We start from the raw sequence: 15,370 nt of genomic DNA on the forward strand, positions 1-15,370 counted from the left end.
TCGGGTTCAGCGACTTCGTCGCGTTATCCTTATATCTTTACTTAATTGCCTTGCTTCCGATATCTGTTCGGTAGAAGAGGCCTTCTGTGTTTTGTTGGGCGAGTTCTTGGTAGATGGTTTCTTGTGCTTCTTTGACGGTATCTGCGGTGGTGACGAGCATATAGACACGGCCACCGTTTGAGAGCAGTGCTCTGCTATTGTCCGCAAACTTAGCTCCGGCATAGTAGGTGATGATATCACCCTCTGTCTTAGCTGGCAACTTGACGCCTTTTTCATAGTCTAGCGGATAACCATTGGATGCGACAACTACACCCAGAGTCACACCCTTATCTGTCCACGTAATGTTTGGCTCCTTGCCATCGAGGATATCCGTAATATTTTGTGCAAAATCAGAGATTAATCGAGGCAAGATAATTTGCGTTTCAGGATCTCCAAAACGAGCGTTGAACTCGATAACCTTAGGTCCATCAGCTGTCAAGATAAGCCCTGCGTAAAGAACTCCCAGATAAGGGCGACCTTCTTTAATCATCCCTTCGAGGACTGGCTTGACAATGGTGTCAACCGCTGTATAAACTACACTCTGTGACAAGTGTGGAACTGGCGCATAGGCACCCATACCACCCGTGTTAGGCCCTTTGTCGCAATCGTAGGCACGTTTATGGTCCTGAGCCGTTGGCATGATGTAGAACTTGTCACCATTGACAAAGGCAAAGAGTGAAAATTCCTCTCCTTCAAGGAATTCCTCAATAACTACACGTGCACCTGAATCACCAAATTTATTATCCAAAAGCATCTCATGAGCGGCTTCGACCGCTTGCCCAACCGTCTCAGCAACGACGACACCCTTCCCAAGCGCCAAGCCATCCGCCTTGACTACGATAGGCGCACCCTGCTTTTCGATATAGGCCTTGGCTTCCTCGAAATCTGAGAATGTGCCATAGGCTGCTGTCGGAACGCCGTATTTGACCATGACTTCCTTGGCAAAATCCTTGGACCACTCCAACTCCGCTGCCAATCTTGTCGGACCAAAAGCCTTGAGCCCAGCTTTGTTAAAATCATCCACAATCCCAGCCGCAAGAGCGTCATCTGGCCCGATAAAGGACCAAGCGATATCATTGGCTTTTGCAAACTCAATCAATTTAGAATGTTCGGAAATAGAGATATCTACCAATTCCAACCCATCCAGAGTCATACCGTCATTCCCAGGAGCAACAAAAACCTTTTCAACGCTTTTTGACTCCAGTAACTTTTTAGCAATCGCATGTTCACGACCACCCGAACCGACAACTAACAGCTTCATATTACAACCTCTTTTGCGAATTATTTACTAACATTATACCACAAACGTTCGTTTTAATCTTGTTTCACTTAGCATTTTAATCTAAAAAAGGAAAGAAACTGTTTTCTTCCCTTTAACGTTCTTAATGTCTAAAATGTCTCACGCCTGTGAAGACCATGGTCAAGCCATATTTATCCGCAGCTTCGATAGATTCTTGGTCACGGACGGACCCACCTGGTTGGATGATGGCCTTGATACCTGCTTTGGCGATTTCTTCCACGTTATCCGCAAATGGGAAGAAGGCATCAGAAGCAAGCACAGCGCCGTCAAGACGGTCTTTGGCTTGGTCGATGGCAATACGAACGGAGGCCACACGGTTGGTTTGACCTGGGCCAACACCAAGTGTCATGTGGTCGTTGGTGATGATGATACCGTTCGATTTGACGTACTTGATAGCCTTCCAAGCGAACTCAAGAGCTGTCGCTTCTGTCTCTGTTGGTTGGCGTTTGGTCACCACTTGCCAGTCAGCTGGACTTTCTTTGACAACGTCTTGGTTTTGCACCAGAAGTCCACCGACAACACCTGTATATTCTGCTTCCACTTCGCTAGCCTCTTGAGCATCAAATGGCAAAGAAAGGATACGCAAGTTTTTCTTTTTATTGGTCAAAATAGCTAGCGCCTCATCCGTATAGCTTGGTGCGATGATAATTTCAAGGAAAACGCCGTGCATCTTCTCAGCTGTCGCAGCATCCACCTCACGGTTAAGAACAACGATACCACCAAAGATAGACACTGGGTCAGACTCATAAGCGTAGTCCCAAGCAGTCTCGATGTCATCAGCCTGACCGATACCGCACGGGTTCATGTGTTTGAGAGCCACAACGGTTGGACGGTCTTTGAAATCACGGATAATACGAATGGCAGCGTCAGCATCGCGGATATTGTTAAAGGACAATTCCTTCCCGTTGAGCTGTTTCGCTGAAGCAATCGAGTAGTCTGTTGGCAAAGCTTTTTGGTAGAAATCCGCGTCTTGTTGAGGGTTCTCACCGTAACGCATAGCTTGTTTGAGGTCATAGGTCAAAGTGAGCTTTTCAGGTTTGCTTTCCCCCACTTGAGCTGTGAAATACTCTGCAATCAAGGCGTCATAAGCCGCTGTATGACGGAAAACCTTGGCTGCCAAACGTTGGCGGGTTTCGTAACTTGTTTCGCCGTTAGCTGCCAATTGTCCCAAAACCACAGCATAGTCAGCTGGATCTACCACAACTGTTACGCTGGCATGATTCTTCGCTGCCGAGCGAAGCATAGATGGCCCACCGATATCAATGTTTTCAACTGCATCAGCGTAAGTCACGTCTGGTTTGAGGATGGTTTCCTTAAATGGGTAAAGGTTTACCACAACAAGATCAATGAGCTCAATCTGGTTCTCCTTAGCTGCTTCCAAGTGACTATCCAAGTCACGACGAGCCAAAAGTCCCCCGTGGATATTTGGATGAAGGGTCTTGACACGGCCATCCATCATCTCTGGAAAACCAGTCACATCATCGATGGCAATGGTCTTCACCCCAGCATTATCAAGGGCAGCCTTGGTCCCACCTGTCGAGATAATCTCCCAACCAAGTTTTTTAAGTTCTTGGGCAAATTCAACAATACCCGCTTTGTCTGAGACGCTGATTAAGGCGCGTTTAGTCATGTTTTTTCCTTTCATTTTCAAACTCTCTACCTACGAATTTTTCGATTCATAAAGTATAGGGAGACTATTGCCAAGACTCCCAAAATTACTGTCAGTAAAAATCTCCCCCAATAGGGAATCTCTGGGAAGAAAAAATTTACCAGTAAACGTAGAATGATTGCCAAGGTAATCAAGGCAAGTGTTTCCAACCATTTTTTCATTTACTTGTCCAACAATTCTCTAATAACTTCCGGATACAACTTGTACTCTACCTCATGAATCCGAGCTTCAAAACTGTCAATGGTATCATCAGCTAGTCGTGGTACACGTACTTGTTTGATGACCTTTCCTGTATCCACTCCAGAGTCCACCCAGTGAATGGTCACGCCGCTCTCAGCAACGCCAGCATTCCAAGCGTCCTCAATTCCGTGAGCTCCTGGAAATTCTGGCAGGTAGGCTGGATGGATGTTGATAATCCGTCCTTCATAAGCCGCCAATAAGGTTGGCCCAACGATTTTCATGTAACCTGCTAGACAAACCAAGTCAATCTGGTGCTCTTCTAATAGCTCAACAAGTGCTGCTTCGTAGTCTGTCTTGCTCTCAAACTCCTTGAGTTCAAAAGCATAGGACAGAACGCCGAGCTTGTCTGCACGCTCGAGCACATAGGCGTCACGATGGTCTGAAAAGACAAACTCCACTGGAAACTCTTCGGCAATCACCTGAAAATTTGAGCCATTACCCGAGGCAAAAACCGCTATTTTTTTCATTTAATGATGACACTTTCGTTTTCTTTCTTGACGATACGACCAATTTCATAGACTGGTTCATTCAATAATTCCTTGACACGACTTACATTTTCAGGGCTAACTGCCAACATAAATCCCACACCCATATTGAAGATTTCAAACATTTCTTCGTGTTTGATCTGACCGTATTTTTCAAGGGCTTTGAAAATCGGTAAAACTGGAACCTTGTCTTCCTCAATCTCAGCAGCCAAGTCAGCTGCAAACATACGAGGGACATTTTCGATAAAGCCACCACCAGTGATGTGGGCAATGCCGTTGATCAACTCTTCCTTGATGAGTGGCAAAACATCCTTGACATAGATACGAGTTGGCTCAAGAAGAACGTCCTTGAGTTGCTTGCCTTCCAATCCTGGAAGGACTTCCTCACCTGTGTAATCCGCAAAGACACGACGGACGAGAGAGTAACCATTGGAATGAATCCCACTTGAAGCAAGTCCGAGAAGAATATCTCCTTCTGCCACCTTCGAACCGTCAATGATTTGAGATTTTTCAGCCACACCGACCGCAAAACCAGCCAAGTCATAGTCATCTTCGCCGTACATGCCAGGCATTTCAGCCGTTTCCCCACCGATGAGGGCAGCACCTGCCTGCACACAACCTTCTGCCACACCAGCAACTACTTGTTCTAGCTTAGCTGGTTCATTCTTCCCTGTCGCTACGTAGTCAAGAAAATAGAGGGGCTCAGCACCTGCAGCGATGATATCATTGACACACATGGCCACACAGTCCTGACCGATGGTATCGTGCTTGTCGTACTTGATAGCCAGCATGAGCTTGGTTCCGACACCATCAGTTCCTGAAATCAAGACAGGCTCTTTAACCCCAGTCTTTGAAAGGTCAAACATACCACCAAAACCACCAAGAGCTCCCATGACACCTGCACGCTCCGTACGAGCCACGTGCTTTTTGATTCGTTCAACAACTTCATAACCCGCTTCAACATCTACACCCGACTGGGCATAAGCATTTTTTGTCATTTATTTATTCCTTTTCTTTGAGAAGATTGCGACGTATTTTTAGATAAACAATTATTTTATCTAAAAATACTAGTCAGGGCTCTAGCTTTGATCCTATAGGACAAAGCGTCTACTGACAAATGCTTTAGCTTTTAGTCAGTAGTGAGACGTGAAGCATAAGCATTTTTATTTGTCATTTTTATATTCCTTTTCTTTAATGGAGGATCTATTATCTATTTGTAAAAACTGGTCTTTTCTTCCAAACTTCTACGATAGTCTTCTTCATAGTCGTAGAGAGGTGTTGGGTAGTCACCGTCAAAGTAAGCGACACAGAGACCACCATTTGGCGCATCTGTTTCAATACCAATTGAATCAATCAACCCCTCAACAGAAAGATAAGTCAGACTGTCCGCACCAATGATTTGGCGAGTTTCTTCGACCGTATGATTAGCCGCAATTAGCTCCTGACGGGTCTGGATATCAATCCCGTAGAAACATGGATAAGCTAGTGCTGGACTACCAATGGCAACGTGAACCTCAGTTGCACCCGCTTCTTTTAAGAGTTGAACAATACGACGAGAGGTCGTTCCACGTACAATAGAGTCATCAATCATAACCACACGCTTGCCTTTTACAACACCAGAAACAGCAGATAGTTTCATCCGCACCCCTTGCTCCCGCAATTCTTGAGTCGGTTGGATAAAGGTACGTTGGGTGTATTGGTTCTTGATGAGGCCCATTTCATTTGGTAGCCCGGACTCTTCCGCAAATCCCATAGCCGCGCTGAGGGAAGAATTGGGCACACCGACTACGATATCCGCCTCATGCTTGAATTCACGCGCCAATTGGGCACCCATACGTTTCCGTGCCGTATGGACATTGACACCGTGGATATTAGAATCAGGGCGAGCAAAATAGATATACTCCATAGAACAGATTGCTAACTGAGTATCATCTGTATAGCTATCATACTGGATGCCCTTGTCATCAATGATGACAATCTCACCTGGCTTCAAATCACGAATCCATTCTGCACCAATGACTTCAAAAGCACAGGTTTCAGAGGAAACAACCACCGCTCCGTTGGCCATTTTCCCGATAGAAAGTGGACGGAAACCATTGGGGTCAAGAGCCGCAATCAACTTGTCCTCAAACAGCAAGATATAGGCAAAACCACCTTTGACAAGACTGAGCGCTTCCTTGATTTTTCCCATCAAGTTCGGATTGTGACTGCGACGAATGAGATGAGCCAATATTTCCGAGTCCGAAGTCGCGCTGAAAATCGCTCCTCTATCTTCCAATTCTTTCTTGAGAGAGGCCGCATTGGTCAAGTTTCCATTATGAGCCAATCCAAACTGCATATCGTGAAAACGGAAGAGGAAGGGCTGAATGTTATCTACAGAAGCTTCGCCAGCAGTCGCATAACGCACATGCCCAATCGCACTAGTTCCCGTCAATTTATCCAAATTGGCAGGATTTCTGAAGACTTCTGATAAAAGTCCCATGTCACGATGGCGCTTCAATTGTCCCTGATCATTGGAGAGGATTCCTGCCCCCTCCTGACCACGGTGCTGAAGACTATGGAGACCAAAATAGGTCAATTTAGCAGCATCTGGATGTCCCCAGATACCGAAAACACCACATTCTTCATTAAGAGATTTTACTTCGTATGTCATTTTATATACCTAATTTTTATTTGTGTAGCACCAAGAGCTAAATCTACATGACTTTTACATTACTGATACTATCTATTAGAAAATCTGTAAGTCTTATTTTCCAGTGAAATATTTAACCGCTGACGCGAACAGATGCTGGTCTTTATTGCCTGGGATATTTTGGAAAAGACCTTCCTCATAACGTTCTGAGTGGCCCATCTTACCGATGATTTGACCATTCTTGCTGGTAATTCCTTCGATGGCATGGACAGAACCATTCGGATTGTACTTAGAGTCCATACTTGGTTTGCCTTCGAAGTCCACGTATTGGCTAAAGATTTGACCATTGTCACGGAGCTCCGCAAATTCCTCAGCCGTCACGACAAACTTCCCTTCACCGTGCGAAACAGGAATAGCGTGGATATCGCCCACTTGCACTCCAGCAAGCCATGGTGAGTTAGTATTGGCAATGCGAGTTTCTACCATCTTGGCCACGTGTTGGTTGGCATCATTGTAGAAGAGGGTTGGGCTAGTACTATTGGCGCCCTCGAAGTTTCCGTATGGAAGAAGACCTGATTTTACGAGAGCCTGGAATCCATTACAGATACCAATAATCAAGCCACCACGGGCGATAAAGCTATCAATAGCCACACGGACTTTTTCATTGAGCAGAATATTGACAATGAACTTGGCTGAACCATCTGGCTCGTCCGCAGCTGAGAAACCACCTGCAAAGAAGAGGATGTTAGCTTTGCCGATGTTGTCAACCATAGTTTCAACTGACTTGACAATAGCCTCTTCATTCAAGGTCACAAATGGCACCAAGTTGACCTCTGCACCTTCTTTTTCAAATGCCTTAGCTGAGTCATATTCTGAGTTGGTTCCTGGAAAGACTGGGATATAAACCACAGGTTTTTCAACCTTTTCTTTGGCATTAATCACAACATCTGATGCAACAGCTGGTACTTCAGCCAGTTCTTTGGCTTGGGCAAACTCTGTTGGGTAAACTTCTTCCAGTTTTCCTTGGAAGGCATTGTCAAGTTTGTGTCCATCTAGCTTCACACCGTTGACAAGAAGTGTAAAGTCTGCACTTGTTTGACCGATTTTCTCTACTCCAGCAATTTCTTCAGGAGATGTGAAGACAAATCCGCCTAATTGAGCTGTCAAAGCAGTTTCAGGTTCAGGCAAGATTACCTCTGCACCAATATGATTTCCAAAGGTAGCAAGTGCCAAACTTTCAACCACACCACCATATTTGACAGCTGATGCAGATGTCACTTTGTGACCAGCTTGGATGTCTTCAAACTGAGCAAAATTAGACTTAATCAAATCAAAATCAATCTCTGCAGCAAGAGCTTGACCTGGGATATAGTAGACGTTTTCACCAGCAGTCTTGAACTCAGGAGAGAACACCTTACGGCTATCTGCTGTTGTCACCCCAAAGGCAACCAAGGTTGGCGGTACGGTCAATTCTTCAAAGGTACCAGACATAGAGTCCTTACCACCGATAGATGGCAAGCCAAGCTGAATCTGAGCTTCGATAGAGCCTAGGAGAGCTGCTACTGGCTGACCAAAACGCTCTGCTTGTTTATCCATACGCTCGAAATACTCTTGGTAAGAGAAACGAGCCTTAGACCAGTTGGCACCAGCAGCCACCAAACGAGCTGTCGCTTCGATCACCGCATAGGCAGCACCGTGGTATGGAGACCATTCTGCTACATAAGGGTTGAAACCTTGGGCCATAACTGACGCCGTATGAGTCACTCCGTGTTGAACTGGCAATTTCTGAACAGAAGCCTCAGTTGGTGTGAGTTGGTAGCGACCGCCAAGTGGGTGATTGATCGTCGAACGACCAACAGAGCAATCAAAGATGGTCTGCAAACCTTTTTGACTCGCATGGTTGAGGTTAGATAGAACGGTAAGGGTATCTGCTTCCAGTGTTTCTACGCTTGTTGTACGCTCCTCTGGAAGTTTGACGTCCTTGTCCACAACCTTAGCATCGACAACTACACGCACACCATTGGTATCAAGGAAACGGCGTTCCAAGTCGACAATCGTTTCACCATTCCAGTGCATGACAAGATTTGGTTTTTCAGTCACTGTCGCCACAACAACAGCATCAATATTTTCTTTGTTACATTCTACAACGAAGGCATCTACGTCTTCTGGACGTACCACAACAGCCATCCGTTCTTGAGATTCAGAGATGGCAATTTCAGTACCATTCAATCCTTGGTATTTAAGAGGTACTTTGTTGAGGTCGATTTCAAGACCGTCTGCTAATTCACCGATAGCCACACAGACACCGCCTGCCCCAAAGTCATTAGATTTCTTGATAAGACGAGTGACATTGCCATTACGGAAAAGGCGTTGAATCTTGCGTTCTTCGATAGCATTCCCTTTTTGAACTTCAGCTCCAGCAGTTTCCACAGACTCAACTGTTTGAACCTTAGAAGAACCTGTCGCACCACCGACACCGTCACGTCCAGTCTTACCACCAAGAAGGATAATGACATCACCCGCTTCCGGTTTTTCTCGGACGACGTTGCCCTTAGGAGCCGCACCAACAACAGCACCTAGCTCCATGCGTTTAGCTACAAATCCTGGGTGGAAATACTCGCGAACGTAGGTTGTTGCAAGCCCAATCTGGTTACCATATGAAGAATAACCATGAGCCGCTGTTTTAGAAATAACCTGTTGTGGCAATTTACCAGCACGCGTTTCAGAGATTGGTGCTGTAATATCACCTGCACCCGAGATACGCATGGCTTGGTAGACATATGAGCGACCTGACAACGGATCACGAATGGCTCCACCGATACAAGTTGCCGCCCCACCAAATGGTTCAATCTCAGTTGGGTGATTGTGGGTTTCATTTTTGAACATGAGGAGCCAAGGTTCCTTGATACCATCAACGTCCACTTCGATTTCTACTGAGCAGGCGTTTATTTCATCAGACACTTCCATATCGTCCAAACGTCCATTAGCACGCTCATAACGACCGAAAATAGTCGCCATATCCATCAAGGTTTGTGGTTTTTCAGAACGCCCCAACTCATCACGCATGGCAATATATTTTTCATAGGTTGACTGCAATTGTTTTTGGAATTTAGAAGCTGAAAAGTCGATGTGTTTCAACTCTGTCTCGAAAGTGGTGTGACGGCAGTGGTCAGACCAGTAGGTATCCAACACCTTAAGCTCCGTCTCAGTCGGCACGCGCCCGATTGACTTAAAGTAGTCTTGGATAAAGAGCAAATCATCCACTTCCATTGCCATCCCTTGCTCGGCTTTGTAGCGGGCAAAATCTTCTGCTGTATAGCTTTCAAAGAAAGTCAATTTAGGAATGGTCTTGTCTGACTCTGAAAATTCCTGCTTGGCAATCCCTGTCGTGATGTCCTTGAAACGAGAATCAACTGGATTGAGCAAGTAGTTCTTGACCGCTTCCAACTCAGTCGCATCAATATCTTTATTCACCAAGTAAAGTTGGGCTGTATTAACCGTTACATCACTCGAACTTCCTAGTAAAAGCAAGGCTTCCTGTGAAGAAGCCGCACGCTGGTCAAACTGCCCTGGCAGGCTTTCGATGGCAAAGAAAGCATAGTTAGCAAGATCCGCCTGCACAGCCGCTTCGTCCAAGACGTGGTCTGTCACCTGCTCAGAGAAGATGTGTTTCTCTGCAGGCGCAAACAGGTCCTTAGCCAAGTTAAAGACATCATACACTTGCACAATACGAATACTTTTCAAGCTTGAAAGTCCCAAGTTATGCTGGAGTTCTCTAACCAAACTCTCTGATTTGACCTGAAAATCAGCCTTTTTCTCAACAAAAATACGTTTATCCATCAATTCTTATTCCTTTATTTCAGCTCTTGCAATATCCCCAACGACCTTGAGGTTGTTATTTCAATTCCTGCAACTTTTCCCAAACAATCTCGTAAACGTCTGTTAGCTCTCCTAATCCCCTACGGAGTGAAAAGGTCTGGGGGACCTTTTCAGCCTGAGTCCTTTTAGTTGAGAGACGAAGGTTTTCCGTTGCAAACAGATTATTTCAAATCTTGCAGCTTCTCCCAAACAACTTCATAAACATCGGTTAATTCACCTAGTCCCCTACGGAAAACATCCTTATCCATGTGGTTGCCATCCGCATCCCACAAGCGGCAGTTATCTGGTGAAAATTCGTCTGCCAAGATAATCTTGCCATCCTTATCAAAACCGAACTCTAGCTTAAAGTCAATCAACTTAAGCCCAATTTCAGCAAACCAGGCTTTCAAGAGTTCATTGATTCGACGAGTTTCTTCCTTCAAGTAGGAAATCTGCTGTTCATCCGCAATCTGTAGAAATTTCACATGCTCGTCATTGATAAATGGATCATCCAAATCATCATTTTTATAGTAAAATTCGACAATAGGAGTCTCAAATGCGATTCCTTCGTCTACACCAAAACGTTTTGAAAAGGAACCAGCCGTGTAGTTGCGAAGCACGACTTCCAAAGGAATAATCTCAACCTTTTTATTGAGTTGTTCTGTATCTGAAAGTTTCTCCACAAAGTGAGTCGCCACACCAGCCGCATTTAATTTCTCAAAAATAAAAGATGAGATCTGATTATTCAAGACTCCCTTACCTGCAATCTGCTCTTTCTTAACACCATTGAAAGCAGTCGCCTGGTCCTTGTAAGTTGAAATAATAAGATTTTCATCCTCAGTTGTATAGATATCTTTAGCTTTTCCCGAATAGATTAATTGTTTTGACATTTTAAAGTTCGCCTTTCGTATTACTTGAGCACATTCTACCATAAAAAACCTAAAATTACAAGAATTTAACCGAATAAATAGAACAATAATCTCAAAAAACGTAAAGAAAAAACTGCAAGAAGCATCTTTCTCACAGTTTTAAAATCATTTAACTCTAAAAACACGAACATTACTCTTTGTTCAAAAATTGATCCAAATAATAGCGCAGATAACTTTTCTTACCTGTAATCATCTGCAGACGACCTTCCACCCCGTACCGAAGTTTTTCTGCCTGCTCAGAAGTTAGATCAGTCTCCGCCTCGATTTTAAAGAAATTCCCTTTTTCAGTCTTAGTAGCTGTCGCATCAATACTTGTAATAGTCGAATCTAGGAAAATTTGATTCTTGGTATCATGAGTCGTCGTATAACGAACAGAGTCCCCAATCTTGACTCTTGCTACATCCTTTGAACTTAGATAAGCTGTAAGTTTGGCTTTCCCTTCTTTTTCCAAGGACGGATAGAGTTGGGCTAGTAGGGCACCTTCTGCTACCATGCTAGAATCACTGGTCTCAGGATTAATGTGAAGCACCCCATCCTCACTGGCCGTAATTTTCCCCTTGTCTAGAAGACTTCCCTGTACTTTCTTACCTGACTCCACCTCCAAGATTTTCTGATCTAGAAGGGTCAATTCCTGACCAACCTTAGCCAAGTGTTGTGATTTGAGGGATTCCAATTGACTGCTTAAGCCTGACACATAGGCTTGCTGGGTACCTGAACCTGCATACTGGACGCGGTAAGTAGCGAGACTGGATTCTAACTGAGAAAGCTGAGCTTCAACCTGCGCAACAGCCTGAGCCTTAGTTTGCGGATTTTCCTCACCCTGAGACTTGTAAGACTGGTAGAGAGAGTAGGCTAGATTCTGACTGGCCAAGGAAGTACCTGTTTCAATAGCTGACTTAGCTGTCTGGTAATCGCGAATTTTAGCCTCTGTTTGGCTGATGAGGTTGCCGATTTCAGCTTGGGTTTGACTAGCTGCTGCATTCTGGGACGCGATGGTCTCATTTTGTTGCGATGTACTAGCCCTAAGACTAGCCGCTTGGCTGAGATAGTCGCGAAAGGTGGCTTGGTAGCCAAACTTATCCTCCTCTGGAAAGTGGTTCTCCCCTTCTTGCAGACTCTTTTGCAAATACTCCAATTGCTTTTTTTGATCCTTGAGCATGTCCAACTGACTAGCATAGGCCTCCGCTTGGACACCCTCTGCCCCTTCTTGATATTGAACCAACAGTTCTCCCTTTTTAACCAGCTTATTTTCTTCCAAATGATTGACAAGAATGCGATTATTGCTAGTAGACTGGATATTTGCCAGGATACGACTAGGCTCGACAGTAGCTCTAGTAGACAAACTCATCTCCTTCTCTGCAAACGTTGCAAATCCAAGTAAAAACACAAGCAGAAGGAACAAGGGGACAATCACCCGACTGGAAAAATTATGGTAACGACGATTATAAAACTCCGCACTTTCTAAAAATTCTGGTTTCATCCTCTCCTCTTTCTAGCTATTCACCAAATGGGCGTAAAAACTACCCTGTGCAAGCAAATCAGCATGCTTTCCTTCTTCAACAATCTTTCCTTGATCCAAAACAACAACCTTCTCTGTTCGCTCAGCAATGGTCAAGCGGTGAGCGATGAAAATCAAGGTCTTGTCTAAATCCATAAGATTATCGACAATTCGCTTCTCTGTCAAAATATCCAAACTACTAGTTGCCTCATCCAAAATCAAGACAGGTGCATCTGTCAAGAGAGCACGCGCCAGAGCAATTCTCTGACGTTGACCACCTGAGATTCCTGCCCCATCTGAAGTCAATTCTGTCTGGTAATTCAGTGGCATGCGCTCAATGTCCTCCCGCATCTCTGCCAATTCGACCGCCCGTAAGATATCTTCCTGTGTCGTCCCCTCCTTGGCTCCAAGGAGAAGATTGTCCAAAATCGTCCCGTTAAAGACATAGGGCTGTTGAGGCAGATAGTTAATATACTGGCGCAGGGCCTTTTTGTCAATCTGATTAAGATTGACACCACCCAGACTAATCTCTCCCTGACTTGGGTCGTAAAAATTAACCATCATCTTGGCCAAAGTCGTCTTACCTGACCCCGAAATCCCCACAAAAGCCACCTTAGAGCCTTGGGGAATGGTCAAATTGATATCTGACAAGACATCTCGACCATAGCCATACTTGTAATGAACCTGCTTGAAGGTCATATCTCCCTTCATCAAGCTCAGATCCTCAACTGTTTTCTTCTCATCAAACTCAGAAGCTACCAGATAAACCTCATTTAGACGGTTATTGGCAACCTGCGCTGTCTGAAGCTTAGTTTGCAGGTTGATGATATTCTCCAAAGGATTAGTAAAGTAAACCAGCAAGGTATTATAGGTAATCAACTGCCCCAAACTCATCTTGCCATCCATGACCAGAACAGCCCCCATCCAGAGAATGCCGACATTAAGCAAGAGATGGGCAACCTTTTTCAGAGCCTTTTGCTGACTCTCTGCTCGACTATAGGTAAAGGATTTTTTCAGATAATCCACAAATTCCTTGTCAATCTTTTGGTAACGCTGACTTTCACTGGTCAAGGACTTAATAGTTTCAATACCATTGATGTCCTCAATGATAGAAGAAGACAGAACCGCATTGGCTTCCATGGTATCCCGATTCATCTTTTCAAACGGCTTCATAAAGGCAAAGATAATCACTGTGTAGATAGGGAGCGCCAATAAAGTCATGAAAAAGAGATTGGTATTTTGTGAAAATAAAACAAGGGAAATAATGACAACCGTTGATACATCTAGGAAAATCGAAAGAATGGTCGAAGCTAGCGCATCAATGATACTGTTAGCATCCGTGAAACGAGACACGATTTCCCCTGTACGACGTGTCGCAAAAAAGGACATAGGCAGGTGAAAAACATGCTTGATATAGGACAAAATCACATCAATAGACAAGCGTTGCCCCAAAACAAGTAAGAGATACTCCTGAGCGTAAGACAAGATTTGCTGGAGAATATAGACGATAACCAGCCCAATAGAAATAATCCCAAGCGTCGAACGCATCTGATCTGGCACATAGGTATCAATGATAGACTGCAGATAATAAGAACCCACAATGTTAATCAAGGTTACCAAGAGTGTTGCCAAAACGATATTAGCAATCAAGCCACGCTGCTTCACTAATATAGGGATAAAAGAGAGCAGACCATTCTTTTGATCCTTATGAGGCTTGTAGTCTGGACTAGGTGCCATAAAAAGAGTCACTCCTGTCCATTCTTCCGCAAAACGCTCACGTGACAGTTTGGTCAATTTCACCCCAGGATCCGGATCGGCAATATGAATGCTATCCTTATCCTGCCCAGTCACCACATAGTAGTGGAGCAATTTCCCTTCCTTAAGCACATGGGCAACAAAAGGAAAAGCCAAATCTGGCAAGTCAAAGAGCGTCATATCCGCCTTAATTGCTCGCGTCTCAAAACCAATTTCCTCTGCCACCTTGACCAAGCCCAAAGCCGTTGTCCCATCCATGGTTGTCTTGGCCAATTCTCGCAAGTGAGCCAAAGAATAATAACTACCATAGTAGCCAAAAACCATGGCTAATGAAGCTACACCGCAGTCCATCTGATCCACCTGCGGACGATAGTGACGTTTCCCAAATTTCATATTCATCTCCTTTTTCCTAATACTCAATGAAAATCAAAGAGCAAACTAGGAAACTAGCCGCAGGCTGCTCAAAACACTGTTTTGAGGTTGTAGATAAGACTGACGAAGTCAGCTCAAAACACTGTTTTGAGGTTGCAGATAGAACTGACGAAGTCAGTAACCATACCTACGGCAAGGCGACGTTGACGTGGTTTGAATTTGATTTTCGAAGAGTATAAACTCATCTGATAACAACTATCTTACCCCAATCCCCAAACAAAAACTGGACTTCCTTCCCAAATGCACCTATCTCCCTCCCAACTGCACTTTTAAGATAAAAAAATAGGTAGAACAAACATTCTACCTAAAATATATATTTATTTCTTTTTCTTCCTAATTCTTTTGTCAATCATATATACAACGATAATCGAAAACAGCGGTGGTACAATATAACTCTTTTCACTCATTGTCAGCTGAAATCCCAGGGTTGCTAGTATCTTAAAGATGAAAATATTCATCAAAAATAGAAAAACAAATACTAAAAAATATCCTACAACCTTCTTCATTTCTTTTCTTCAACTTTCCTAATTTCT

At 44.3% G+C, this 15,370-nt stretch carries 11 protein-coding genes; all 11 read right to left on the minus strand.

Features of this window, described 5'->3' with window-relative positions:
* Positions 1-37 precede the first annotated feature (37 nt).
* Positions 38-1,300 carry a phosphoribosylamine--glycine ligase gene (purD, locus tag O3616_RS09090; protein ID WP_371638686.1) on the minus strand — a complete coding sequence of 421 codons (1,263 nt, stop codon included), beginning with the start codon at positions 1,298-1,300 and terminating at the stop codon, positions 38-40.
* 121 nt (positions 1,301-1,421) lie between these two features.
* Positions 1,422-2,969: a bifunctional phosphoribosylaminoimidazolecarboxamide formyltransferase/IMP cyclohydrolase gene (purH, locus tag O3616_RS09095; protein WP_371638687.1), complete on the minus strand. Its 1,548-nt coding sequence runs from the start codon at positions 2,967-2,969 to the stop codon at positions 1,422-1,424.
* 200 nt (positions 2,970-3,169) lie between these two features.
* Complete coding sequence (gene purN, locus O3616_RS09100; RefSeq protein WP_371638688.1) at positions 3,170-3,715, minus strand: phosphoribosylglycinamide formyltransferase; 546 nt, start codon at positions 3,713-3,715, stop codon at positions 3,170-3,172.
* Positions 3,712-4,731: a phosphoribosylformylglycinamidine cyclo-ligase gene (gene purM / locus O3616_RS09105; RefSeq protein WP_371638689.1), complete on the minus strand. Its 1,020-nt coding sequence runs from the start codon at positions 4,729-4,731 to the stop codon at positions 3,712-3,714. The genes purN and purM overlap by 4 nt, the downstream gene beginning before the upstream one ends.
* Positions 4,732-4,943: 212 nt before the next feature.
* A complete protein-coding gene (purF, locus tag O3616_RS09110) occupies positions 4,944-6,386 on the minus strand; it encodes an amidophosphoribosyltransferase (RefSeq protein ID WP_371638690.1) in 1,443 nt (480 codons plus the stop codon).
* A gap of 93 nt (positions 6,387-6,479) precedes the next feature.
* Complete coding sequence (locus O3616_RS09115) at positions 6,480-10,205, minus strand: phosphoribosylformylglycinamidine synthase (RefSeq protein ID WP_371638691.1); 3,726 nt, start codon at positions 10,203-10,205, stop codon at positions 6,480-6,482.
* Between the two features lie 55 nt (positions 10,206-10,260).
* A complete protein-coding gene (locus tag O3616_RS09120; protein ID WP_079211609.1) occupies positions 10,261-10,404 on the minus strand; it encodes a phosphoribosylaminoimidazolesuccinocarboxamide synthase in 144 nt (47 codons plus the stop codon).
* A 1-nt stretch (position 10,405) separates the two neighbouring features.
* Positions 10,406-11,113: a phosphoribosylaminoimidazolesuccinocarboxamide synthase gene (gene purC / locus O3616_RS09125; RefSeq protein ID WP_261020962.1), complete on the minus strand. Its 708-nt coding sequence runs from the start codon at positions 11,111-11,113 to the stop codon at positions 10,406-10,408.
* A 169-nt stretch (positions 11,114-11,282) separates the two neighbouring features.
* Complete coding sequence (comB, locus tag O3616_RS09130) at positions 11,283-12,632, minus strand: competence pheromone export protein ComB (RefSeq protein WP_261020963.1); 1,350 nt, start codon at positions 12,630-12,632, stop codon at positions 11,283-11,285.
* A 12-nt stretch (positions 12,633-12,644) separates the two neighbouring features.
* Complete coding sequence (gene comA, locus O3616_RS09135) at positions 12,645-14,798, minus strand: peptide cleavage/export ABC transporter ComA (RefSeq protein WP_371638692.1); 2,154 nt, start codon at positions 14,796-14,798, stop codon at positions 12,645-12,647.
* Between the two features lie 356 nt (positions 14,799-15,154).
* On the minus strand, positions 15,155-15,343 hold the full coding sequence (locus tag O3616_RS09140; protein ID WP_004269957.1) for a hypothetical protein: 189 nt from the start codon (positions 15,341-15,343) through the stop codon (positions 15,155-15,157).
* Between the last annotated feature and the right edge of the window lie 27 nt (positions 15,344-15,370).

The sequence above is a fragment of the Streptococcus sp. 27098_8_86 genome, assembly GCF_041432595.1.
In the GTDB taxonomy this organism is placed as follows: Bacteria; Bacillota; Bacilli; order Lactobacillales; family Streptococcaceae; genus Streptococcus; species Streptococcus pneumoniae_F.